The organism is Allobosea sp. P1_A7 (assembly GCF_056406775.1).
Map to the genome: position 1 here is coordinate 1 of NZ_JBFTZN010000030.1, position 23496 is coordinate 23496.

General features: G+C 65.2%; 25 protein-coding genes and 1 tRNA gene. 17 read left to right on the top strand and 9 right to left on the bottom strand.

The genetic code is table 11. The features are described 5' to 3' along the window. Positions 1 to 50: 50 nt before the first annotated feature. Positions 51 to 1853: a PAS domain-containing protein gene (locus tag AC1D34_RS07560; RefSeq protein ID WP_476823909.1), complete on the bottom strand. Its 1803-nt coding sequence runs from the start codon at positions 1851 to 1853 to the stop codon at positions 51 to 53. A gap of 216 nt (positions 1854 to 2069) precedes the next feature. Here AC1D34_RS07560 and AC1D34_RS07565 point away from each other — a divergent pair, with 216 nt between their 5' ends. From AC1D34_RS07565 to AC1D34_RS07590, 6 genes are all read left to right on the top strand, one after another. Beyond that, a complete protein-coding gene (locus tag AC1D34_RS07565) occupies positions 2070 to 2465 on the top strand; it encodes a phasin (protein WP_069877448.1) in 396 nt (131 codons plus the stop codon). A gap of 99 nt (positions 2466 to 2564) precedes the next feature. Further along, positions 2565 to 3698: a hypothetical protein gene (locus AC1D34_RS07570; RefSeq protein WP_441488955.1), complete on the top strand. Its 1134-nt coding sequence runs from the start codon at positions 2565 to 2567 to the stop codon at positions 3696 to 3698. Between the two features lie 150 nt (positions 3699 to 3848). After that, positions 3849 to 3925, top strand: a tRNA-His gene (locus AC1D34_RS07575). A 1427-nt stretch (positions 3926 to 5352) separates the two neighbouring features. After that, positions 5353 to 5709, top strand: a complete 357-nt coding sequence (locus tag AC1D34_RS07580) for an HdeA/HdeB family chaperone (RefSeq protein ID WP_441488956.1) — start codon at positions 5353 to 5355, stop codon at positions 5707 to 5709. Between the two features lie 225 nt (positions 5710 to 5934). Next, positions 5935 to 6363, top strand: coding sequence for an Hsp20 family protein (locus AC1D34_RS07585; RefSeq protein ID WP_043233104.1), 429 nt, complete (start codon positions 5935 to 5937; stop codon positions 6361 to 6363). Positions 6364 to 6460: 97 nt separating this feature from the next. Beyond that, complete coding sequence (locus AC1D34_RS07590) at positions 6461 to 6727, top strand: BQ00720 family protein (protein ID WP_441488957.1); 267 nt, start codon at positions 6461 to 6463, stop codon at positions 6725 to 6727. Positions 6728 to 6737: 10 nt separating this feature from the next. Here AC1D34_RS07590 and AC1D34_RS07595 read toward each other — a convergent pair whose 3' ends face one another. After that, the gene (locus AC1D34_RS07595) at positions 6738 to 7511 is read right to left on the bottom strand and encodes an alpha/beta hydrolase (protein WP_441488958.1); all 774 of its coding nucleotides are present in this window, start codon (positions 7509 to 7511) and stop codon (positions 6738 to 6740) included. 112 nt (positions 7512 to 7623) lie between these two features. On the opposite strand from AC1D34_RS07595, the gene AC1D34_RS07600 reads away from it, so the two are divergent. Both AC1D34_RS07600 and infC read left to right on the top strand, forming a co-directional pair. Then, a complete protein-coding gene (locus tag AC1D34_RS07600) occupies positions 7624 to 8841 on the top strand; it encodes a glycosyltransferase family 4 protein (RefSeq protein ID WP_476823910.1) in 1218 nt (405 codons plus the stop codon). Positions 8842 to 8948: 107 nt separating this feature from the next. Further along, positions 8949 to 9491 carry a translation initiation factor IF-3 gene (gene infC / locus AC1D34_RS07605; RefSeq protein WP_069877443.1) on the top strand — a complete coding sequence of 181 codons (543 nt, stop codon included), beginning with the start codon at positions 8949 to 8951 and terminating at the stop codon, positions 9489 to 9491. A gap of 192 nt (positions 9492 to 9683) precedes the next feature. On the opposite strand, the gene AC1D34_RS07610 is transcribed toward infC, so the two are convergent. Both AC1D34_RS07610 and AC1D34_RS07615 read right to left on the bottom strand, forming a co-directional pair. After that, positions 9684 to 9977, bottom strand: a complete 294-nt coding sequence (locus AC1D34_RS07610) for a GYD domain-containing protein (RefSeq protein ID WP_441488959.1) — start codon at positions 9975 to 9977, stop codon at positions 9684 to 9686. A 250-nt stretch (positions 9978 to 10227) separates the two neighbouring features. After that, positions 10228 to 10833 carry a TetR/AcrR family transcriptional regulator gene (locus AC1D34_RS07615; RefSeq protein WP_476823911.1) on the bottom strand — a complete coding sequence of 202 codons (606 nt, stop codon included), beginning with the start codon at positions 10831 to 10833 and terminating at the stop codon, positions 10228 to 10230. Between the two features lie 117 nt (positions 10834 to 10950). On the opposite strand from AC1D34_RS07615, the gene AC1D34_RS07620 reads away from it, so the two are divergent. Further along, complete coding sequence (locus AC1D34_RS07620) at positions 10951 to 12174, top strand: MFS transporter (protein ID WP_441488961.1); 1224 nt, start codon at positions 10951 to 10953, stop codon at positions 12172 to 12174. Positions 12175 to 12323: 149 nt separating this feature from the next. On the opposite strand, the gene AC1D34_RS07625 is transcribed toward AC1D34_RS07620, so the two are convergent. Further along, positions 12324 to 13319 carry an aldo/keto reductase gene (locus AC1D34_RS07625; protein ID WP_476823912.1) on the bottom strand — a complete coding sequence of 332 codons (996 nt, stop codon included), beginning with the start codon at positions 13317 to 13319 and terminating at the stop codon, positions 12324 to 12326. A gap of 96 nt (positions 13320 to 13415) precedes the next feature. Here AC1D34_RS07625 and AC1D34_RS07630 point away from each other — a divergent pair, with 96 nt between their 5' ends. The 4 genes from AC1D34_RS07630 (at position 13416) to rplT (ending at position 15546) form a co-directional block, all read left to right on the top strand. Then, positions 13416 to 14309, top strand: coding sequence for a LysR family transcriptional regulator (locus tag AC1D34_RS07630; protein ID WP_476823913.1), 894 nt, complete (start codon positions 13416 to 13418; stop codon positions 14307 to 14309). Between the two features lie 60 nt (positions 14310 to 14369). After that, positions 14370 to 14741, top strand: a complete 372-nt coding sequence (locus AC1D34_RS07635; RefSeq protein ID WP_441488964.1) for a VOC family protein — start codon at positions 14370 to 14372, stop codon at positions 14739 to 14741. Between the two features lie 201 nt (positions 14742 to 14942). Further along, entirely contained in the window at positions 14943 to 15143 is a 201-nt protein-coding gene (gene rpmI, locus AC1D34_RS07640) for a 50S ribosomal protein L35 (RefSeq protein WP_043233081.1), read from the top strand. A gap of 28 nt (positions 15144 to 15171) precedes the next feature. Further along, positions 15172 to 15546 carry a 50S ribosomal protein L20 gene (rplT, locus tag AC1D34_RS07645; RefSeq protein WP_043233082.1) on the top strand — a complete coding sequence of 125 codons (375 nt, stop codon included), beginning with the start codon at positions 15172 to 15174 and terminating at the stop codon, positions 15544 to 15546. 59 nt (positions 15547 to 15605) lie between these two features. Here the strand turns inward: rplT and AC1D34_RS07650 are convergent, their stop codons facing one another. The 4 genes from AC1D34_RS07650 to AC1D34_RS07665 all read right to left on the bottom strand — a co-directional run bounded on the left by AC1D34_RS07650 (position 15606) and on the right by AC1D34_RS07665 (position 18061). Further along, entirely contained in the window at positions 15606 to 16382 is a 777-nt protein-coding gene (locus tag AC1D34_RS07650) for an LOG family protein (RefSeq protein ID WP_476823914.1), read from the bottom strand. 132 nt (positions 16383 to 16514) lie between these two features. Further along, positions 16515 to 17111, bottom strand: a complete 597-nt coding sequence (locus AC1D34_RS07655) for an SCO family protein (RefSeq protein WP_476823915.1) — start codon at positions 17109 to 17111, stop codon at positions 16515 to 16517. Continuing rightward, a complete protein-coding gene (locus tag AC1D34_RS07660; protein WP_441488967.1) occupies positions 17108 to 17623 on the bottom strand; it encodes a hypothetical protein in 516 nt (171 codons plus the stop codon). Before AC1D34_RS07660 ends, AC1D34_RS07655 begins: the two co-directional genes overlap by 4 nt. A 3-nt stretch (positions 17624 to 17626) precedes the next feature. Beyond that, positions 17627 to 18061 carry a hypothetical protein gene (locus AC1D34_RS07665; RefSeq protein WP_441488968.1) on the bottom strand — a complete coding sequence of 145 codons (435 nt, stop codon included), beginning with the start codon at positions 18059 to 18061 and terminating at the stop codon, positions 17627 to 17629. Between the two features lie 129 nt (positions 18062 to 18190). On the opposite strand from AC1D34_RS07665, the gene pheS reads away from it, so the two are divergent. Genes pheS through pheT form a run of 4 tightly spaced genes read left to right on the top strand, consistent with a single transcriptional unit; the run spans position 18191 to position 23328 of the window. After that, complete coding sequence (pheS, locus tag AC1D34_RS07670; protein WP_476823916.1) at positions 18191 to 19273, top strand: phenylalanine--tRNA ligase subunit alpha; 1083 nt, start codon at positions 18191 to 18193, stop codon at positions 19271 to 19273. A gap of 28 nt (positions 19274 to 19301) precedes the next feature. Then, on the top strand, positions 19302 to 20489 hold the full coding sequence (locus AC1D34_RS07675) for a ceramide glucosyltransferase (RefSeq protein ID WP_476823917.1): 1188 nt from the start codon (positions 19302 to 19304) through the stop codon (positions 20487 to 20489). Between the two features lie 2 nt (positions 20490 to 20491). Beyond that, positions 20492 to 20908, top strand: a complete 417-nt coding sequence (locus AC1D34_RS07680) for an ASCH domain-containing protein (RefSeq protein WP_441489226.1) — start codon at positions 20492 to 20494, stop codon at positions 20906 to 20908. Further along, positions 20905 to 23328, top strand: coding sequence for a phenylalanine--tRNA ligase subunit beta (gene pheT, locus AC1D34_RS07685; protein WP_441488971.1), 2424 nt, complete (start codon positions 20905 to 20907; stop codon positions 23326 to 23328). Before AC1D34_RS07680 ends, pheT begins: the two co-directional genes overlap by 4 nt. Positions 23329 to 23496: the final 168 nt, after the last annotated feature.

Here is a 23496-nt window from a genome sequence, read left to right on the forward strand (position 1 = left end):
ACGCCGTCGGTCGCGGTATCAAGCACCGCGATCATCACGCTGATCCGGGCTTAACGGGCGTCGATGTCGAGCCGCAACGCGTCGACGCGCGCCGCAATCTCGGCCTCCTCGGCCTCGAACTCGGCTGCGAGTTCCGCTTCTTCAGTCTCTTCCGCGGTCAGGACCTTGACCTCGCCGCCGCCATCGGGATGACGGAAGGCCATCAGCGTCGCGGGCTCGCCTTGCCATGAGACGCTCGACAGGCGGGCATCGACACTGACGAGATGGCCCGTCCGATCGACCAGGATCATGGTGCCGCCATCGGAGCGGGCCGCTCCCTTGATCATGCGGCTGATGCCGCCGCCGGACGTCAGGTCGGCGAGATCGGCGTAGTCGAGCAGATCGAGAAGCGTGCGATTGGCATAGAGCGGTTCGTCACCGCGGTTGACCAGGACTGCAACGGGCAGGCGGTCGAGCACATCGGCATGCGAATTCGGCAGGCGTTGCCGCGCCGCAGCTGCGGAGGGGGCGTCGACCGACGGCACCGGCTCGGAAACGAAGGACGCTTCCGCCGCAGCGGGCTTCGATTCCGCTGCCGCCGTGTCGACCGGCTCCGTCGGCTCGGGTGCCGGCTGGCCAGGGCGGTCGGCTTCTTCGTTCAGGCGCAACGGGACCGCCGGTGGCAGCCGGGGCTCGCCTTCGTCGTCTCCGGCGATGCGGGCGCCGAGCGCCTTGGCGATCTCGCGGAAAGCATTGCGCTCAGCGGAGGTCAGCAGCGCCTTCGAAGGTTCGAGCAGCGGTCTGACCGTTGTGAGATGACCGTTGCGAAGCGGCACGACATTGGCGCCGGCCTCGTTCGGAGGCGGAGTTTCGGTGCGAGCCGCCGGTGTCGGCTCCGTGGCCGGAACGTCGATGCTCATCTCCGGGGCTTTGCCTTCGTCGGCGCTGTCGGCGGACACCGCGACGAGCGGCGCGGGACCAGCCTCATCGGAGGCTGGGGCAGGGGGGGGCGGCGCTGAAGCGGGCACGGGGCTGTCCGACGCATCGGTGGGCAGCGGGAATGGTTCGCGCTCGATCATGCGGGCGAGACCAAAACCACGGAAACCTGCAAGATCACGCTTCGCATCGAGGACGGGCACACCGGAAAGCTCGACCCGAACCCCTTCGGCGAGCCCGGCAGTCCGCCACAGGACCGGGTGTCCGCTCCAGGTGGTGGCGGAGGCCAGCCGCTGGATCAGACTGCCCTCGCGGTCGAGCAGATCGCGGTCGATCAGCTCGAGCCAGCTACGACCGATCAGGCCTGCGGCGGCATCGGTCCCGACGATCTCGGCAATATCGGGCGAAAGACTCGTGAAGCGGCCGTCAACGTCGCTTTGCCAGACGAAACGCACGGTCGCGCGCTTCGGTGCAGCAATTGCCGGCGCCGGAGCGGGAGAAGCGACGGTTGCGCCCGGGGCAGATGGCGCCACGACACGTGGAGCCGGCGGAACCGTAATGCCGAGTCGGCGCAGCTCCGACGGAGCGATGGCGATCGCGAGGATCTGTTGACCCTCTGGTCCCGTCAGCAACTTGCAGCCGCATGTCACCAGCGTGGCAGTGAAGCCGGGCGTCAGCCGGAGGCGTTCAAGGCGCAAATGATCCCGCGGAGCGAGCCCGCCGGCGAGCAGTGCCAGCCTGTTGCGCGTTGGTGTGGGCAATGATGTGCCATCGGCGTGCTGGCCGAGCAGTGCTTCGGCGCCCGCGTTGACAAAGCCGACCCGGGAAGTCTTCTGGTCCCAGAGCATCAAGGCGCCGTCCGCAATGAAGGGCGCCAGCGCTGCGTCTTTCGCTGCGTCTGTTCCCTGCATCGCCCAATCCTGCCCGGGTTCGCTCATTCCCATCCGCTCGTTCGGTCTGCGCCGATATGGCTAACAAAGCCTTAATAGCGGGCAAATGACTGCAAATCCATGGAACTGATGAAGGCTCTCCCGCGTCTGATCGAAACAGCGTTAACGTAGCGGGGTCACGCGATTGTCATTGCGCCGCAATAATGATATTGCAGTGCACAATCGAGTGGTAAACCAAGCCATCCACAGCCAGGAGGATAACCCATGACCGGCAAGACGCCTTATGAAGTGCCGACCGAGATGCGCGAGTTCGCCGAGCGCAGTGTCGAGCAGGCCCGCAAGGCCTTCGATGGCTTCATCGGCGCGGCCCACAAGGCAGTGGACGGTGCGCATGGTTCGGCCGAATCCGCACGCGTCAACGCTCAGGACGTGACCCGCAAGGCCATGACCTATGCCGAGAGCAACGTCGCCGCCGCCTTCGATCTCGCCCAGAAGCTGGTCAAGTCGAAGGACCTGACAGAGGTCCTGCAGCATCAGTCCGAATTCTTGAAGTCGCAGGTTGCGGCTCTCCAGGGCCAGCTCAAGGATCTGGGCGTTGCCGCCCAGGAGGTTGCGGCCAAGGCCGCCGAGACCGCCGCCAAGGCGACCAAGATGAAGTGAGTCGCCAGCGGCGCAGTACTGTGCCGCTCCACGCGACAAGGTCATTGGCGCCGGGCCAGGGCTCGGCGCCACCCGTTCGCTCGCTGAAGGAGAATGACGATGGCTAAGCCTGCTCCGCCAAAGATCGGATCAAAGGCTCCGATCAGTCTCGCTTCCGTCAAGGCCCTCTCGGGCGACGCGCCGACTGAGTCGAAGGCCGCGCCAGCAATCCCGGCCGCGACCGGTCCGGTCGTCGGTGCGCCGCCTGCTGCTTTCGCTGCTGCAGTGGCCCCAACTCCAGTTTCCGCCCCTGCCAATCCTGCTCCAGCGCCTGCGGAGCCCGTCGCGGTTGCGCCGGTCAAGCCGGCTCCCGCGCCCGTCGTCGCCAAGCCGGCAGGTCCCGTTGCCGCCGTATCGCCGGCAGCTGCTGTCGTGGCCAAGCCGGTTGAGCCGCTGAAGGACGCCGCCAAGCCTCCGGTCGCGCCGGTCCAGGTCGCGAGCGCTGTGCCGCCCGCCAAGGTCGCCGCTGTCCCGGCCTCCGCCCTGCCGTCTGCGGCCGTGAGCAAGCCGGTTGAGCCGCTGAAGAGCGCCGTCAAGCCTCCGGTTGCGCCAGTCCAGGCCGCCAGCGCTGTGCCGCCCGCCAAGGTCGCCGCTGCCCCCGTCTCGGCGCCAGTCGCGCCCGCTGCCAAGTCCGGGGTGGCGCGCCAGCCCGCAGCGGCTGCGGCCAAGGCCAAGCCGTCGACCAAGGTTCGCGTCGCAAAGCAGGTGACCAGAAAGCCGGCTGCCGCTGCCAAGGCAGTTTCGACTGCGGCCACCAGCCAGCCGGCCGCTATCCTCAAATCGGCCGCAGAAGTCGGTGCCGCCGCCGTAAAGACCGGCACGGAAGTCGTGAAGAAGGCGACGGCGACCGTCTCCGCAGACGTTCGGAAGCTTGCCAGCGCGGCCCCGCCGGTTGCGGCCGCTGTATCGCCGCTTTCGCGCCCACCGGAATTTGCGACGCTGACAGCTTCGACCTGGCTGGCTCAGATGCTCGCCGCTGCACGCGTGGTCGGCGCGCTGCAGGCAAAGGTTCTCGACCATGCCTGTACCGAGCTGAAAGCAGCATTGAGCGAGGCGGAGACGCTCGCCAGGACGGACAATCCCGCCGATGCGGTGGTGATTCACGCCAAGGCGTTGCGCCGTGGCTACGAGGCCTATTCCGCCCATGTGACGGATCTGGCACGCACCGCGCAGGCCGTTTTGCGGCGGGATTGAAGGGGCAAACGACGGCGCGCTGGATTTCGTGTGGTGCGGTGCATTTCGGCGGTTGCAATCGCGCCGCGACGGCACTAGGTTCCGCGCCGCCGGCCAGTTCGCATCCTTGCGCGGTCTGGCAGGGCGCCCGAAGGGCGCCGAGAGTGCCGTGCAGCCATAGCTCAGTTGGTTAGAGCGCTAGATTGTGGATCTAGAGGTCCCCCGTTCAAGCCGGGGTGGCTGTACCATTCCCCCCCCCCGTTGAAAATCATCGATCGTGTCGGAGGCGTGTCCGGTTGGACTGGCCTCGCCTGTCGGGGCTCCGCGCGGATTTGAGCGACCCGACGCGTGGGCTCCCGGGCTCCCTTTCGAAGTCGCCGCGATTCGGGGCAGTGCCGTCCAGATGAAGCGGCGAAGCCGCTCCATCGTCGAAGCGGCCATGTGCGGCACATCCATCGCGGGATGGGATGTCAGCGCCCCAGTGGCCCTGATCAGCGGCCGGTGCGGGCCTTCAGGCGTTTTGGTGCCATCAACGTCCGCGCGCTTGTGGTGGGGCTCGGCACGGGCGCGTGGCGGGGCAGGGTGTCGGTGTCTGCCAAAGGCGTCGACATGCTGCGGCATCGGGCGAGGCCGATCCGCCGTCAACGCCCCCGCGTGATCTGCGCCGCAGCCGCCGTCAGCATCGGCTATCCCCCTGGTGCGGCGCGCGTCAAATAGACCGGCGACGCGCATTTCGATGGTGGCTCACAGGCGCCACATTCCGGACGCGCGAATCCCATTTTCGACTCGGGTGTCGGTGGTGTCGGTGATGTCATCGGTCCTTCCGTCGAAGTAGATGTGATGTTATCCTCCCCAGCGCTTGTTATCTTCAAAGTCCCGGGGACCTGAAATGACAAAAGTTAAACTTGCGATTTTCACAATGGCGACGGTCGGAATCGCCTTCACCGGTCTTGCCGCGACAACGGCTCCCGCAAATGCTGTCATTTATTGCAGCTATATCGGTTATCCCGCCGGGTGCGTCGCGCGGCCCGGCGTTCGTCTCGTAGCTCGGCCCGTTGGGGTCGGTGCCGTGACAGCGCCTCGTCCGGGCAATCGCAATGGTGGGGTCAACAGGGTCGGCGTCCGTCGCTAGCGCCTAATTCTGTTTTCACGAGCCATCAGAGCCTTCGCTGATCGTTCAGCAACCGCCGGGCGCTTTTGAACGCCTCGCGGTTGCTCAATAATCGGGGAGGGCTGTGCTCGTGTGCTGCCGCGCCTGAGCTCCCAAAGGGGTGCGTCAATTGGGTCGAGATGGGGCAATCGAACCGGAAGCGAAGCGGCGGATTCCGACGTTGAGCTCAGAGGTTCTCCCTCGATTCCAGATTGAAATGGCATAGCCCGAGATTGGATGTCCGGCTCTCGGATAGCGGACTTGAAGTTCGCTTCGCTCCGAATACAACTTGTGCAGCCGAAGTGGATCAGTCCAATGTTGTGGCGTCGCTCGTAAATGCCAAAAATGAGCGACGTCCCAGCCTCGCGCGCAGGCACGACAACAGGCCGCTTTTTCCGTCATCTGAGCTGAGAAAGAATAACGACTGGCGGATACTGAACTCGAGAAAACCTGCTGACGAGCTTTCGACGGTCTAGTCTGGCATCGCCTCCCATTCTCAATCTTTGGATAATGAAGGAACGAACCATGCGCAGCCTCGCCTTTGCCACCGCAGCTTTCATCGCCTTCGCCGCAACCGGTGCGAATGCACAGGTTGAGCTGAAAACCTACGCCGACGCGAACGGTTACATCGATGTCCAGAAACTGACCTGTGCCCAGCTGGCCGGTACTTTCCAGCAAGACGCCGATCTCCTGACGACGTGGTATAGCGGTTGGTACAATGGCCTTGGCAAAAAACACTTCATCAACGTCGCGCGGGCCAGGGAGGCCGAGCACGAGACCATTGTCTACTGCAAGGCCAACCCAAAGGTGACAGTCATCAAGGCGATGGGCCTGGTGTTCGACAAGATGCGCAAGGAGCGTGGCATCGTCCTCGCCAAATGATGCGGGTCGCGCACCGGCGCCGCTGATCGCCCTCGCGCGGCGTCGCGATTTGGCCGAGTGACGTCCTTCCGACGCTGCGCTTGTGGGCTGAGCTTTCGACGGTCTTGAACCCGTTGCTGGCGATTGCCATATCACTATCAAGCGGAAGGGCTTCGCCTTCCGCCTGCGGAGTGCTGCGCCAGCGGGCTCCGATCGACAGATGAGGCGCCTTTCGAGGGCTTCTGCATGACGCGTACGCCTAGCCTGTCCCATCCTTTCCTGCTTGGGTTCGATGATATCGAACGCGCGCTGGACCGGGTCGCGAAAGGCGCAAGCGAGGGATATCCTCCCTACAATATCGAGCGCATGCCGCGCACGGAGGATGAGCCGGATCGTCTCCGGATCACTCTTGCCGTGGCGGGGTTCTCGCGAGACCAGCTTGAGATCACGCTGGAAGAGAATCAGCTCACCATTCGTGGCCGACAGAGCGACGACAAGAGCAGGCAGTTCCTGCATCGCGGCATCGCGGCGCGTCAGTTCCAACGCTCCTTTCTGCTGGCTGACGGAATGCAGGTACTCGGGGCGGATTTGTCAAATGGCCTGCTAGCCATTGATTTGGTCAGGCCGGAACCGGAGCGGCTCATCAGGCGTATTGATATTATCAGTCGCGATTGAGCCCAAGGTCGGAACGAAGGCTTCGCGGTTGTGCTTTCGTTCATGATCTGGTGATCAACATAGGAACCGCCATTCGCACTGCTCAAAGGAGGGCGCGATGACTGAAGAGACCAATGTTATTCGCACGCCACCACTGACCCAGGCAGAATTCGCTGCCCTTGGCACGGGCGAAGTGGCCTATCTCAAGCCGATGAGTTCCGAGGAACTGCTGAGGATCTTTCCGCAGGCTCCGGAAATCGAGCCGGGCCTCAAGCTCTTCGCGCTGCTCTCCGCCGATGGTGCGCCGATCCTGGTAACCGATTCCCGGGAAGCTGCGACCGCCAATGCCTGGGAACACGACCTGCGGATGGTCAGCGTGCATTGAACTGCGAGCGTCAGGCGGTGGCGATTTCCGCCACCGCAGCCTGCAGTTTCGCAATGTCGAGCGGCGTCGAGAGCCGGTGATCGCCGTCCTTGATCAAGGTCAGCGTCACGGGATCGCCGCTCAGGTGTTCCACCAGCTTGATCGCATGCTGCCAGGGCACGTCGGGGTCCTGCATTCCCTGAAGGATATGGACGGGGCAACCCGTCTTGATCTCGCCGCCGAAGAGGAGATGGCTGCGGCCATCCTCGATCAGCGCCCGCGTGATCGGCGTCGGCTCCGGCGAATAGGCGGATGGGCGCTGCCAGACTCCGTCACGCAGGATCGTCTCGCGAATCGCTGTCGGCATCTGAGCCCACATCAGCTCTTCGGAGAAATCCACCGCGGGCGCGATCAGCACCATGCCGGCGGGAGCAAGAGCGGTGCCCCGCAGTCTCCGGGCCGCGAGCAGCGCAATCCAGCCTCCCATCGACGAGCCGACCAGGACCGGGGGCGCCGCGCAGCGCGCGGCAATGACGGCGAGCGTGTCCTCCAGCCAATGCGACAAGGTCCAGCGACCGAAATCGCCACCGGTCTCGCCATGTCCGGAATAGTCGAAGCGCAGGAAGGCGCGTCCGCTGCGGCTTGCCCATTGCGCGAGTGCGTCAGCCTTGGTCGCCCGCATGTCGGAGCGAAAGCCGCCGAGCCAGACGACGGGGTGTCCCGTTCCCGGCTGCTCGAGAAAGGCGATGCGGCGGCCGTCCGCGCCGTTGCCGACATCAAGCCATTGCGGGGCAGGCTGCTCCACCTGAAATCTCCTGTGACGAATCTGTCCTGTCAGGGCATTATAGGCTGGGATCGGCCCTGTGCGCTGTCATACTGTCCGCCTCCGATCCGAGAGATTTTTTGAAACGGTGAACATGTCCTTGCGGTCAGGCGCGCATCCGTCGCTGCCTTCGACGGATAATCATCCCCTGAGCGGGCGGACCATCCTGCAGATCATCCCCGATCTCGAGGCAGGTGGCGCCGAGCGTACGACGGTCGATATCGCCCAGGGGCTGACCGAAGCCGGCGCGCGCGCGGTCGTCGCGACAGAAGGCGGCCGCCTTGTCGCCGAACTGCAGGCGAAGGGCGGCGTCTGGCTGCCGTTCCCGGCTGCTTCGAAGAACCCGGTCACGATGGCGCTCAATGTGCGCAAGCTCGTGCTGCTCTGCCGACGGGAGCGCGTCGAATTGATTCACGCCCGTTCGCGGGCGCCGGCCTGGGTTGCGCTTGCCGCGGCGCGTGCACTCAAGCTGCCCTTCGTCACCACCTATCATGGCTCCTATGCCAGCCGCTCGGCGGTGAAGTCGCAGTATAATTCGGTCATGGCGCGCGGCGACGTGGTCATCGCCAATTCCCGCTACACGGCCGACCTGATTCTGGCGAAGCACGGCTTTGCGCGTGACCGCATCCGTGTCGTCCATCGCGGCACCAATTTCTCGGCCTTCGCGCCATCCGCGGTCGGGCCGGAGCGAGTCCAGGCCCTGCGTCGCGCCTGGGGCGTCGAGCCACATCAGCGCATCGTGCTCTTGCCGGGACGACTGACCGGCTGGAAGGGGCATCGTGTGCTGATCGAGGCGGCTCGCCTTCTGCGCGAGGGCGGCGACAACGATACCGCCTTCATCTTCGCAGGCGACCATCAGGGCCGCGATGGCTATGTCAGGGAGCTCGACCAGGCCATTGCCAAGGCCGGGCTCGAAGAACAGGTCAAGCGCGTCGGCCATTGCACCGACATGCCGGCGGCCTTGCTCGCGGCGGCGGTCGTCACCGTGCCCTCGACCGAGCCGGAGGCCTTCGGCCGTGTCGCGGTCGAGGCGCAAGCCATGGGCATTCCGGTTGTGGTCTCCGATCTCGGAGCAGTTCCCGAAACCGTACTCGCGCCGCCGCAGACGGCTCCCGGCGAGCGCACGGGCTGGCGCGTGCCGCCGGGCGATGCGTCTGCACTGGCCGCGGGCCTCAAGGAGGCGCTGGCGCTGCGCCCCTCGGCGCGCGATGCGCTGGCCCGCCGCGCCCGCCTCCATGTCGAGCAGCACTTTTCGCTCGAGAACATGGTCAGCGAAACCCTCGACGTCTATTGCGCCTTGCTTGGGCGCTAGGCTCTGTACTTGAGCGGGTGTTGCCGTGTTTGCATTGACAATGCCCGACTTTATGCAATGTGTCTGATCAACGGTGCCGACAGCACCATTCATAGGAGAATACAGCCATTCGCCGTCCGTTCCGCGCTGCCCCAACCCCGACCAAAGACGGCCCGCGTTCCAACCGCGACATCCGCGGTGTCCGTGAGGTTCAGCTCATTGACGATACCGGCGCCAACCGTGGCGTTGTGTCGTTCTTCGAGGCCCTGAAGATTGCCGAGGATGCCGGTCTCGACCTGGTCGAGATCGCCCCCAATTCAGTGCCTCCGGTCTGCAAGATTCTCGACTACGGCCGCTTCCGCTTTTTGGAGCAGAAGAAGGCCGCCGAGGCGCGCAAGAAGCAGCGCACCATCGAGATCAAGGAGATCAAGCTCCGGCCGGGCATCGACAAGCACGACTACGACGTCAAGATGAAGGCCATGCACGGCTTCTTCGAGGAGGGCGACAAGGTCAAGGTGACCCTGCGCTTCCGCGGCCGCGAAATGGCGCACCAGGACCTCGGCGTGAAGGTGCTCGAGCGGGTCAAGGCTGATCTTGTCGATGTTGCCAAGGTCGAGAGCGACTGGCAGCTTGAGGGTCGCCAGATGGTGATGGTCCTGGCGCCAAAATAGGTCGCCTGGAGCGCCCTGCCTCGGAATTAGGTTGAGACAAGGCCCGGCCGCTTCGGCTGGGCCTTGTCTCATTTGATCCCTGCTGGGTCGTCCTAAGGCATCGGCCCGAAAAGTGGATTGTGGTTTTCGGGAAAGCCGATGCAAACACAGAAGACCAGATCATCGGACCGGTTATGAATCCGGTCCGATGATCTAGCTGACGGAGCGAATGATCTCGCGATAGGCGGCTTCCGGAAATGCCTTGAGCGTTTGCGTTCTCACATTGCCGTGCATTGCCAGTTGCAGGCAGAAGCGCGCCAGAACGGCATCGTCTGGTGCCTCGCAGACGATGACCATGTCGTATTTCCCCATCGTCATGAAGAAGGCCTTGAAGTCGCCGCCCATGTCGCGCAGCAGCTTCCTGGCCGTGTCGAGGCGGGTCGGCGAGTCCTTGACGTTGCGCGCGCCCTGGTCGGTCCAGTTGGTCAGCAGGATATAGGTCGTCATCACGCTTCTCCCTGGCTGGGCCCGGCCCATGCGTCGGAAGTGTCGTGTGCGGCGGCCCGATCGTCGCCGCTCGGTCTAGGACGGGATGTTTCGCCATCCGCCGGGCCTCTGGCGCCAGTCTAAAGCATCGGCCCGAAAAGTGGATTGCGGTTTTCGGGACAGCCGATGCTCCAACGTGACCGTCAGCGGCGCTGCCGGCCGTCGCCGCCGACCATGGCGCGTCCCGGGCGAGGCTCCGGCGGGCGACCCCTCAACCACTCCCGGCAGGGTGAAGCAGCAATCCGTCCAGCATGGCATTAAAGGCCGCGATCGCCCGGTGAGAGGCGGCCTGCGGGTTCTCGGCATGGGCGATCCATTGTGCCGCATGTTGCGTCGCACCGGAGATCAGGCGGGCGGCCGCCTCGGGGTCGATCGCGAGCAGGATCCTGTCCGCGACAAGCGTCTCGAGGCTCGCCGTCATCGAACGGATGCAGGCGCTCTGCGTTGGCCAGTTCCAGGGATCGCCGAGGACGGCTGGCCCATCGCGCAGGACGATGCGCTGGATCTCCGGCTCCAGCGCCATTTCGATATAGGCGGTGCACTCGTCGCGGAAGCCGGCCCATTCATCTGCCGCACTGGCGGAGACGATGCGAAGGCGCTCGTTCATTTCGTCATCGATTTCGGAGATCACGGCCCTGAGCAGGCCCTTCTTGTCACCGAAGTGATGGTAGAGCGCCCCGCGTGTCAGTCCGACGGCGGCGGTCAGTTCATCCATCGAGGCGTCGGCATAGCCCACGGTGCCGAAGGCATGGCGCGCCGCACCGAGGAGCTTGGCCCGCGTCTCGGCGATCATCTCCGTGCGTGGTCTGCGAGCCATCCATGTTCCTTTCGCATACGCGGCGTATGTCAATTGACACGGGCCGGGTCGGCTCCTACTTCACTTGCATACGCTCCGTATGTAAGTGGTACAGAAACTTCTGGAAAGAGGCCCGTCATGGCCAACCCCTATCGCGAGATCTTCAGGGCTCCAGGCGCTATCGCGTTCTCGGCGACGGGCTTCATCGCGCGCATGCCGGTCTCGATGGTAACGCTCGGCGTCGTCACCATGCTGTCCCAGGCGCGCGGCGAATACTGGCTGGCAGGGGCGGTCGCGGCGACCTTCGCCTTGTCCAACGCGCTGATCGCGCCTCAGCTCTCCAGGCTGGTCGATCGCTACGGGCAGCGTCGGCTGCTCATTCCCGCAACACTCGCAGCGATTGCGGCGCTATCGGGCCTGATGCTGTCGACCCGCTACGAAGCGCCAGTCTGGGCTCTCTTCGTCTTCGCCATGCTGTCAGGAACGATGCCGAGCATATCGGCGATGGTCAGGGCGCGCTGGACCGAGCTTTATCGCGATACGCCGAAGCTGCGGACCGCCTTCGCCTTCGAGTCGGTGGTCGACGAGGTCATCTACATGACCGGGCCGGTCATCGCGATCGGGCTGAGCGTATCCTTCTTTCCAGAGGCCGGGCCGCTCGCCGCGACGCTGCTGCTGACCATCGGAACTGCGCTGTTCGTCGCGCAGCGTGCATCCGAACCGCCCGTGCATCCGCAGGGGGCGAGTGGCGGTGACTCGGTCATTCGCCTCGCGTCGGTGCGGATCATCGCCTTCATCCTGATTGCGATCGGCACGATCTTCGGGACGGCCGAGGTCACCGCCGTCGCCTTCGCCGAGGCGCAAGGGAATAAGGCCGCCGCCAGTTTCGTCCTGGCGAGCTATGCCGCGGGATCGCTGATCACGGGGATCGTGTTCGGCGCGCTCAAGCTGCGCATGTCGCTGGCCAGCCAGTTGCTGATTGCGATTGCGCTTGCAGCGGTGACCACGCTGCCTCTGCTCGCCGTCAACAGCATCGGCAGTCTTGCCGTCGTGGTGTTCCTGGCCGGCGCTGCCGTTTCGCCGACGATCATCGTCTCGATCGGCCTGATCGAGCGCCTGGTCCCGGCCGCGAAACTGACCGAGGGCATCACCTGGGCCATGACCGGCATCGGTATCGGCATGGCGGTGGGCTCTTCCGCCTCAGGCTGGGTCATCGACGGGTTTGGCGCGCGCAGTGGTTTCTGGATTTCGGTTGCCGCAGGTGGCGTTGCCCTCGCGACGGCCTTGCTTGGTTATCGCCGCCTGCATGGTGAGAAGCCGCAGCCCGTCCTGCGTGAGGCCGCAGCCTGTATCGGCCCTTAGGGGCAGAACGCCGAAAGGGGCAGAGCCTTCGCATCATTGCAGCCGCGCCGGAGCATCCGATCCGTGGGGCCTGCCATCATTGGCCTGCGTGAGCGCTCGTCGAAGAAGGAGGCGCGCAGAGCGCGCCTCCTGAACGATGCCCGACAGGGCTAGCCGTCGACGAGGGCGAGCGCGGCGTCGGTGTAGCGTTTGCCCGCCACGTCGGCCGGCGTGAGCGCTTCGCCTATGGCTGCTGTTTCGTCGGTGGTCAGGACGATGTCGGCCGCCGCCCTGTTCTGCTCCAGATGGGTCATCTTGCGCGCACCGGGGATCGGCACGATGAAGTCCCCCTGATGCAGCACCCAGGCCAGCGCAAGCTGCGCGGCGGTGACGTTCTTGCGCGCGGCCAGGCGTTCCAGCCGTTCGACGAGCGCCGCGTTGGCTTCCAACGCTTCGGCCTGGAAGCGTGGCAGGGTCCGGCGCCAGTCCTCGCTGCCCAACTCGTCGAGCGTCCGGATCGTGCCGGTGAGCAGGCCGCGGCCGAGCGGGCTGTAGGGCACGAACCCGATTCCGAGCTCACGGCAGACGGCGAGCACGCCGTCTTCAGGCTCGCGGCTCCACAACGAATATTCGCTCTGGACGGCCGCGATCGGATGCACCGCGTGCGCCCGGCGGATCGTCGAGGCATTGGCCTCGGACAGGCCGAGCGCTCGGACTTTGCCCTCGCGCACGAGATCGGCCATGGCGCCGACCGTATCCTCGATCGGCACATTCGGGTCGACGCGGTGCTGGTAATAGAGATCGATCACGTCGATCCCGAGCCGCTTGAGCGAGGCGTCCGCCACGGCCCTCACATGTTCCGGCCGGCTGTCGAGCCCCGCCATGCGCTCCGGTCCCTTGCCCTCTTCGAGGATCCTGAACCCGAACTTCGTGGCGATCACCACCTGGTCGCGCACAGGCCTGAGCGCCTTGCCCAGCAGGACCTCGTTCTCGAATGGGCCATAGACTTCGGCGGTGTCGAAGAGGGTCACTCCGATATCGACGGCGCGCCGCAAGGTGGCGATCGCGGCGCTCTCTTCCTGGCCACCATAGGCGAAGGTCATCCCCATGCAGCCGAGGCCGACGGGGAAGACTTCGAGTTCTTGACCAAGCTTGCGAGTTTGCATCACGGGCTCCTCTTTTGTGATCCGATACAGATGAGGCTTGCGCCACTGATCGATAATCACCTGGAGAAAGCACGGCCTGTTCGATAAAACAGATCAATGAACCGCGCTGATCTCCCGCATCTCGCCGTCCTGGCGGCCGTCGCCCGCAATCGGGGTTTCCGTGGCGCGGCCCGCGAGCTCGGCATTGCGCCGTCCGCCGTCAGCCACGCCGTGTCGCTGCTGGAGAGCCGGCTCGGCGTGCGCTTGCTGGCGCGCAGCACGCGCAGCGTCGCGCCCACCGAGGCCGGGGCGCAGCTTCTGGAACGGCTGCTGCCGGCGATGTCGGAGATCGCCCTGGCGCTGGAAGTGGCGGCTGCCTCGCGCGAGGAGCTCGCCGGCAATCTTCGCCTCACCGTGCCGCGCACCGCCGCTCATCTGGTGCTGGCGCCGAAGCTCGGCGCCTTTGCCGCGGCCTATCCGGAGATCGTGCTCGAGATCGTCATTGACGACAGGTTCGCCGATGTCGTCGCGGGCGGGTTCGATGCCGGGATCCGGCTCGGCGAGAGCCTGCAGCGCGACATGATCGCCGTTCGCATCGGGCCACGCATGCGCGGCGTCGCGGTTGCGGCCCCGTCCTATTTCGCCGGGCGGGACATGCCGCTGACGCCGGACGAGCTGCCCGGGCATCGCTGCATCCGCTTCCGCTTCGAAAGTGGCGTGATCTATCGCTGGGAGTTCGAGAAGGACGGTCTCGTCGTCGAACCCGAAGTCACGGGACCGCTGATCCTGGGCGATGACCGGCTCGTCCTCCAGGCCGCGCTTGATGGTGCCGGCATCGCATTCCTCTTCGATGACTATGTCCGCGATGGGCTCGGGCAGGGCAGGCTGGTGTCTGTTCTGGAGGATTGGTGTCCGCCCTTCGACGGGTTCTACGTGTATTATCCGAGCCGCCGGCAGATGCGCCCGGCGCTGCGGGCTTTCATCGACTTCTTCCGCGCTGATAAGGGGTAGCGCTGCCGCACGCTTCCGGGCCCGTTGGGCTCCCTTCCGATCATGACCACGAGGATTTCCGTGACGGGTTCTATTTCGGCCGTTCTGGTTCACGTCTCGGACGTGGTCGCGGGGCTCGCTTGGTATCGCAGGGCATTTCCCCGCGCCGTTCCGGCGACGAGCCAGCCTTCGGGATTCGCCTTTCTGCAGATTGGCGAGACGCAACTTGAAATCGTTCCGGCCGACACGAAGGTGGCCAGCGGCGCTGCCGGCTCGATCGTCTATTGGCGGGTGGAGGATTTCGAGCGATCGCTTGCCCATTTGCAGGCGGTCGGGGCGGTTCTCTATCGCGGGCCGCTGGCCATCGACGGTGATCTGTGGATGTGCCAGGTTCGCGATCCCTGGGGCAATTGCATCGGGATCAGAGGGCCTCGCGCCGAAAAGCTGGGCTGATCAGGATAAACCCGTTCCGGTTCGCCATGCGGCCTTTTGGGCATGAGTGGCGCCTGCACTTGCCAGCCCCGGGCTTTTCTGTCATATGCGCGCCCTTCGATCGCCCGGCTGATAAGGGCTGCCGTGGCGGTCGTTTTTTGCTTCCAGCAAGCAAAATCGAAGCGGCGCATCTCGCGCGTCCGCGACCATTGAGGAGCTGAAATGCCCAAGATCAAGACGAAGTCGAGCGCCAAAAAGCGCTTCAAGATCACCGGAACCGGCAAGGTGCTCTACGCCCAGGCCGGCAAGCGTCACGGCATGATCAAGCGGACCAACAAGCAGATCCGCAATCACCGCGGCACGGCAACCCTCTTCGAGGGCGATGCCGCCAACGTGAAAAAATACTTCCTGCCGAACGGCTGACGCCCTCTAACCTTTCCGGAGATCACACATGGCTCGCGTGAAACGGGGCGTAACGTCCCACGCCAAGCACAAGAAGACACTCAAGGCCGCCAAGGGTTTTTATGGCCGCCGCAAGAATACGATCCGCGCTGCCAAGGCGGCCGTCGATCGTTCGATGCAGTATGCCTATCGCGACCGCAAGAACCGGAAGCGCTCGTTCCGCGCGCTCTGGATCCAGCGCCTCAACGCTGCGGTGCGTGAGCATGACTTGACGTACTCGGTCTTCATCGGCGGTCTCGCCAAGGCCGGTATCGAGCTCGATCGCAAGACGCTGTCGGCGCTGGCCATCGACGACGCAGCCGCCTTCGCGGCCGTGGTCGAGACGGTGAAGGGTGCCCTCGGCGCGGAAGCCAAGGCCGCCTGAGTTTCGCCTCGGCGAAGTGAATTGGAAAAGGCCGGCAGCGATGCCGGCCTTTTTCGTTGTCAGCTCTGCATGCTGTCGTTTGCGGGAAGGACCCAGTTCTGGCCCGCACCGTCGACGACACGCTGGTAGGCTTCCTCCGGCGTATCGGCGTAGCAGAACAGCGAAAGATCTTCGGGCCGGATGAATTTTGCCGCGGCCATGGCATCGAGATTGAGCAGGTCACGCCAGAAGGCGCTGTCATAGAGCACGATCGGTACGGCCGGCATCTTGCCCGTCTGCTTCAGCGTCATGATCTCGAAGAGTTCGTCGAGCGTGCCGAATCCGCCGGGAAACACGACGAGCGCCGCGGCGCGCATTGCCAGGTGCATCTTCCGCATCGCGAAATAGTGGAAGCGGAAGGTCAGGTCCGGCGTTGACCACGGATTCGGCTCCTGCTCGTGCGGCAGGGTGATGTTGAAGCCGATCGAGAGCGCCCCCGCTTCCGTCGCACCGCGATTGGCTGCCTCCATGATGCCCGGCCCGCCGCCAGTGGCGATGACATGATGGCGCCCGCTCTCGCCGTCGATGAGCGCTCCGCCCCGCTCGGAGGCAATGCGGGCGAATTGCCGTGCCGCCTCGTACCAGCGGTCTCCTTCCCGGACGCGGGCCGAGCCGAAGACGACAACGGTCGAGACGATGCCGCGCGCGCGCAAATGGTCCTCGGCCTTCTGGTATTCGAGCATGAAGCGCACGCCGCGTGTCGAATCGCCAAGGATGAAATCGGGGTCGAGCGCCGCCAGGCGGTACGAGGGGGAATTCTTCTGGGCCTGGCTGTCGGGCATGATGTCTGTCTCCATGATGCCACCTGCATAGCCGCATCCCGGCGGCACTGTCGCCTGCATCGCTGGCAGGGCTGCTCCGCCAGGCCCGGGACTTGTTCGGGCCAAGCACTTGTTCAGGCCAAGCACGTGTTCAGGCCAAGCACGTGTTCAGCCGAGGTACTTGTTCAGGATCTCGGCGAGACGTGGCGCGCCGGCATTGTGCGGCAGCAAGGTCAGAAAGCGCCCCTCGCGGTCCAGCAGATAGGTGAGGGAGCCGTGATCGACGGCGTACTCCGCGGTGTCATGATGCGGCAGCGTGAGCTTGCGGCGATGCACCTTGTAGGCGCGGGCGATCGCGGCAATCTCCGATTCGCTGCCGGTCAGTCCGATCAGGCGCGGATGGAGGGCTGTGACATAGGCTGCCATCGTGGCGGGCGTGTCATGGGCCGGATCGACCGTGACGAAGAGCGGCGCGAGCCGCTCGGCCTGCGGGCCGATGGCGTCGAGCGCCTGCGCGATGATCGCAAGATCGACCGGGCAGGTATCGGTGCAACGGGTGAAGCCGAAATAGACCAGCATGAACCGCCCGCGGAAATCCGTGTCGTTCACGCGCTTGCCGGTGTGGTCGATGAGCGTGAAAGGGCCGCCGAACCGGGTGGCGAGCGGGTCGATAGGGCTGGCGCCAGATGCAGGCGGTTGCTGCGAGAACGCGCCTGCGGCTGGCAGGATGGCGCCAAGGGCCAGCAGCACCCGCCGCGAGATCATTTCGGCCGAAGTCCCTTGATTCCGTATGGGCCGTCTTCGGCGATGATGCGGCTCGCTTCAGGATCGGCCCGCCACCATTCGGCGGCCTTGCCGTTGCGGGCCTCCCAGTCGGACTTGAAGCGTTCGGCCGGAATCCAGGGCTGCGAGGGGCCTTCGCGGACCGCCTGCACGAAGAATACTGTCACTGCCGGATTGGCGATCAGCAGGCCATCGGCCTCGATCTCGCGGCCGCAATAACCGATCAGGTCCCGGACCGAGCCGGCAAAGTCGACGTTCGATTTCGCGACAAGCCGGAAGGTGCCGTCGGCCAGGACAAGGCCGAGCTGGCGCTTGCCGCTGCCGCAATCGGGCGTGCAACGGCCCGTGAGATGGCAGAGCGCATCGACGACCCGCCCCTTGAGGATTGTCGCAGTCTCGTACGGGATGTTCCAGGCTTCGGCCGCGCGAGCGGTTGTCACGGGGATGCCGGCGAGAAGCGCGGCCACAGCCAGCATGTGCCGCAGCATTCGCATCGCTCAGTTCCCGAACGGCTGGATGCCGTGTTCTTCATGGGTCATGCTGATCACGCCCTTGTCGTCGGCGATCCTGTCGACGAGCAGGTACTTCACGCCGTCGCGCTCGAGCAGTTCGCCATCGACTGTGACCTCGTGTGTGGCCATTCGCGCAACCCGCGGATTGGCGGCGCTCTCGTCGTCGTCGCCGATCTTGAGAATGAGATAGAGATTGCCGGCCGGGTCGCGGATGCTGACCGGGATGCCGCCAAGCGCACACCAGATTGCGCATTGGTGGTGGGCTGTGCCCCTGGCGAACATCAGCCCGCTGATCGTGCACCAGGTATCGCTGATTTCCCCGGTGATCGTGACGCGCTGCCCGTCCTGTGCCCTTGCCGGGGCGGCACTCAGCGCGACGATCAGGAATGCCAATGCGCGCCAGTGAGACAGGATTGTCATGATGCTGCGCTCATTTCGGCCAAGCAGGGTCTCTGCCGTCGCGCCTGCGATGCTTTGCCAGCACGATTGCCCCTAGCATCGCTCAAGATGACACCCTAGAAGATGCCTCGCAATCGGACCAGATCAGGCATGAATGAGATCGATACCCTCAGCGATTCACTTCTTGGTGAGATCGCCGCTGCGCAGGACGAAGCCGCGCTCGAGCAGTTGCGCATCGCTGCGATCGGCAAGTCGGGCTCTGTGTCCGCGCTGCTGAAGACGCTGGGCGCGATGACGCCGGACGAGCGCAAGGAAATGGGCCCGCTGATCAACGGCCTGCGCGACAAGGTCCAGGGCGCCATCACCGAGCGCAAGGAGGCGTTGGGGCAGGCTGCGCTCGACGCGCGCCTTGCTGCCGAGCGGATCGATGTCTCCCTCCCGGTGCGCGAGGGGCCGGAGGCGCGCGGGCGCATCCACCCGATCAGCCAGGTCATCGACGAGATCACCACGATCTTTGGCGACATGGGCTTTTCGATCGCGGAAGGTCCCGATGTCGAAACCGACGATCTCAACTTCACCAAGCTGAACTTCCCCGTCGGCCACCCGGCGCGGGAGATGCACGACACCTTCTTCTTCGCGCCTGACGCCAATGGCGAGCGCAAGCTGCTGCGCACGCACACCTCCCCGGTGCAGGTGCGCACGATGATCTCGCAGGAGCCGCCGATCCGCGTCGTCTGCCCGGGCCGGACCTATCGTATGGATTCCGACCAGACCCACACCCCGATGTTCCATCAGGTCGAAGGTCTGGTGATCGACAAGAAGGCCAATTTTGGCCACATGAAATGGGTGCTCGAGGAGTTCTGCAAGGCGTTCTTCGAGGTCGATAGCGTCAAGATGCGCTTCCGCCCCTCCTTCTTCCCCTTCACCGAACCGTCGGCCGAAGTGGACATCCAGTGTTCGCGCAAGGGCGGCGAGATCCGCTTCGGCGAAGGCGACGACTGGCTGGAGATTCTCGGCTGCGGCATGGTGCACCCGAACGTGCTGCGCAATTGCGGCCTCGATCCCGATGTCTATCAGGGCTTCGCCTGGGGCATGGGCATCGACCGTATCGCCATGCTGAAATACGGCATGCCGGACCTGCGCCCCTTCTTCGAGGCCGATATCCGCTGGCTCTCCCATTACGGCTTCCGCCCACTCGACCTGCCGACCCTGACTGGCGGCCTGACGTCGTGAGGGAGCCGGTCGTGCAGGGGAGGGCGGGATGACAGTCGCAGCAGGAGCAGGACTGTTCGCGGTGCTTGCCGTCGCGCTCAACCTGCTGTGCCTCGCGATCGCCTATTTCCGCCTGCGCCACCGCGCTTTGGGCTCGGCCTTGCTCGACCAGTGCCCGGCCGTCACGATCGTGCGGCCGGTGCGCGGTCTCGAGGCGTTCAGCCGCGAGACGTTGAGCTCGGGGCTGGTGCTCGACTACCCCCGCTACAGGACGATCTTCTGCGTTGCCGATGGCGACGACCCTATCGTACCGCTGATCGAGGATCTGATCAGGCGCTTCGGCGACGATCGCGTGCGGCTGATCGTCGGCGATGTCGCCGTCAGCGCCAATCCGAAGCTCAATAACTGCGTCAAAGGCTGGGACGCGGCGGACACGGACTGGGTCATTCTCGCCGATTCCAACGTGCTGATGCCGAAGGACTATATCCAGCGGATGCTGGCGGCGTGGCGGCCCACGACCGGGCTCGTCTGCTCGACACCGGCCGGTTCGCGCCCGCAGGGCTTCTGCGCCGAACTCGAATGCGCCTTCCTGAATACCTTCCAGGCGCGCTGGCAATATGCCGGCGAGGCGCTCGGCTTCGGCTTCGCGCAGGGCAAGTCGATGCTCTGGAACAAGCCCTTTCTCGACTCCAATGGCGGCATTGCAGCGTTGGGGGCGGAGATCGCCGAAGATGCGGCGGCGACGAAGCTGGTGCGCCGGGCCGGCAAGCATGTCCATCTCGTCGGCCAGCCCTTCGAGCAGCCCTTGGGCGAGCGCAGCCTGCGCGACGTGGTGCAGCGCCAGTTCCGCTGGGCCAGGCTGCGCCGGGTGACGTTCCTGCCCTTCTTCGCACCGGAGATCCTGTCGGGACCGCTGTTGCCGGTGCTGGCGGCCGTTGTTGCGGCGCCAGCCTTTGGGTTGCCGGCCTGGGTCGCGCTATGTGCCGTGCTGCTGCCCTGGTACGCGGGCGAGATGCTTCTGGCCTATGGCGTCGGCTGGTACCTGTCGTGGCGGCTGCCTTTCGCCTTCCTGGTGCGCGACATCGTCTTTCCCGGGATCTGGGCCTATGCCTTCGTCGCGGGCGAGGTGACGTGGCGCGGCAACGCGATGAAGATCAGGACCGATGGCGAGGACCGGTTGAACGATGGCCAGTCCCAGCTGTCGCCGGTCGCGGCTCGGCGGGACGGGGCGGCGTGACCATGGGCACGACCACGATCCCCGAGCGCTACCGGGACTGCCCGAGCTTCTCCTTTGGCGACAGCCCGGAGCTGGCCTCCGAACTGGCCGCGCTCGTCGTCAGCGGCCGCAAGCGGGCGACGGTGAACACGCCCGATGATCCCGACTGCCCGGAGGTCGGCCAGATGTGGATCGTCCTCGACGGCGGCAAGCGACCTGTCTGCGTCATCGAGACGCTCGAACTGACGACGCGGCGGTTCGACGAGATCGATGCCGAATTCGCCTTCGAGGAAGGCGAGGACGACCGTACTCTGGCCTCATGGCGCCAAGCCCATGAAGCCTATTTCCGACGCCTCGGCGTCTTCAGTCCCGACATGACCTTGATTTGCGAACGCTTCCGTCTGGTGGAAGTGCTCGCTCCGATGGACGCACACGCATGAAATTCACGCTCTCCTGGCTCAAAGACCATCTCGACACCACCGATACGGTCGACACCATCACCGAGACCCTGACGCGTGTCGGGCTCGAGGTCGAAGGCGTCGAGGACAGGGCGAAGGCGCTCCAGGCCTTCACCATCGCCTATGTGATCGAGGCCAAGCAGCACCCGAATGCCGACCGGCTGCGCGTCTGCCTGGTCGACACCGGCACCGGCGAGCCCGTGCAGGTCGTCTGCGGCGCGCCCAATGCCCGCACCGGCATGAAGGGGGTGTTCTCGCCGCCGGGCAGCTACATTCCCGGCAAGGACATCACCCTCGGCAAGGGCGTCATTCGTGGCGTCGAGTCGAACGGCATGCTGGTCTCGGAGGCCGAGCTCCAGCTCTCCGAGGATCATGACGGCATCATCGAACTGCCGGAGGATGCTCCGGTCGGAATGCCCTACGCAACCTATGCCAAGCTCGACGACGCCACGATCGAGATCGCGGTCACGCCAAACCGGGCCGACGCGCTCGGCGTCAGCGGTGTCGCGCGCGATCTCGCCGCCGCAGGTCTCGGCACGCTGAGGACACCGTCGATCCAGCCGGTGCGCGGCTCGTTCCCGTGCCCGGTCAAGGTCACGCTCGACTTCGCGCCGCAGGACAAGAAGCTCTGCCCGGCCTTCGCCTTGCGCCTGATCCGCGGCGTGAAGAACGGTCCGTCACCGGAATGGTTGCAGGCCCGCCTGCGCGCCATCGGCTTGCGGCCGATCAATACGCTCGTCGACATCACCAATTTCATGACCTTCGACCGCAACCGGCCGCTTCACGTCTTCGACGCGGCCAAGGTCAGGGGAGATCTCACGGTGCGCCGGGCCAAGGCGGGCGAGGAGATTCTCGCGCTCGACGGACGCACCTACAAGCTGAGCGACGAACAGGTGGTGATCTGCGATGCGCATGGCGTCGAATCGCTCGCCGGCATCATGGGTGGCGAGGCTTCGGGCTGCGACGAGAACACGGTGGATGTCCTGGTCGAGAGCGCGCTCTGGGACCCGCTCAACATCGCCCGTTCGGGCCGAGCACTCGGTATCAACTCGGATGCGCGCTATCGTTTCGAGCGCGGTGTCGATCCGGATTTCTGCCGGCCGGGCCTCGATCTCGCGACGGTGATGATCATCGATCTCTGCGGCGGCGAAGCCTCCGAAATGGTGTTCGAGGGCGAGCTTCCGGAGTCGCGCCCCGCGATCGATTTCCCGTGGTCGGAAGTGAAGCGTCTGACGGGGCTCGATCTGCCGCAGGTCGAGATGAAGCTCGCGCTGACCTCGCTCGGTTTCCATGTCTCGGGTGCGGGCGAGCGGGTGAAGGTCGCGGCGCCGTCCTGGCGCGGCGATGTCGAGGGCAAGGCCGATCTGGTCGAGGAGATCCTGCGTATTGCCGGGCTCGACCGCGTGGCCTCCACGCCGCTGCCGCGCATCAAGGCAGAGGTGGTGAAGCCGGTTCTCACCGTGCTTCAGAAGCGCACCCGCGCCGCCAAGCGTCTGCTTGCCAGCCGTGGCTTGGTCGAGGCGGTGACCTGGTCCTTCATCTCGCACGAGGCGGCGACGCTCTTCGGCGGCGGCTCGCCCAAGCTGGTTCTGGCCAATCCGATTGCCGCCGATCTCTCCGACATGCGGCCGTCGCTGCTGCCGGGGCTGATCCGTTCGGCCCAGGCCAATGCGGCACGCGGCTTCGGCGATGTCGCATTGTTCGAGGTCGGGCAGGTCTTCTTCAGCGATGAGCCCGAAGGCCAGGTGATAGCGGCCGCCGGCTTGCGCCGCGGCACGGCCCGGCTCGAGGGTGTCGGCCGTCATTGGGACGGTGCGGCCGAGCCTGTCGATGCCTTCGATGCCAAGGCCGACGTCATGGCCCTGCTCTCCGGTCTCGGAATCCCCGTCGGCGGCTTGCAGGTCGTGGCCGGTGGCCCTGCCTGGGCTCATCCGGGGCGGTCGGCGACATTGCAGTTCGGGCCGAAGGGCGTCATCGGCGCCTTCGGGGAAGTCCATCCCAAGATCCTCAAGGCGCTGGACGTGAAGGGGCCGCTCGTGGCCTTCGAGATCCATCTCGACACCCTGCCTTTGCCGAAGGCCAGGCCGACCAAGGTCAAGCCGAAATTGAGCCTCTCCGGCTTCCAGCCGCTGACGCGCGATTTCGCCTTCATCGTCGATGCCAAGGTTGCGGCGGGTGACATGATGCGCACGGCGCAGAATGCCGAGCGCAGCCTGATCTCCGATGTCACGGTGTTCGATCTCTATGAGGGGCCGGGCGTCGAGGCAGGCAAGAAATCCGTGGCGCTCGCCGTCACGCTCCAGCCTGCCGAGAAGACGCTGACCGATGTCGAGATCGATGCGGTCGGCAGCAAGATCGTCGCCGAGATGACCAAGCGCTACGGCGCGACCCTGCGGAGCTGATCCTCAGGCCGGGAGCACCGGTTCCCCGGAGCAGACATGCGGGAAGGCGGGAGCGACACTGGGCGCGCCCGCCTTTTGCGTATCTGGCAGGCCTGTCATCGGGCTGTCTCGGGGCAGAGCGTTGGTGCGCCTCTGGGGCGATGGGCCAGTGCGCGTTATTGATCCAGA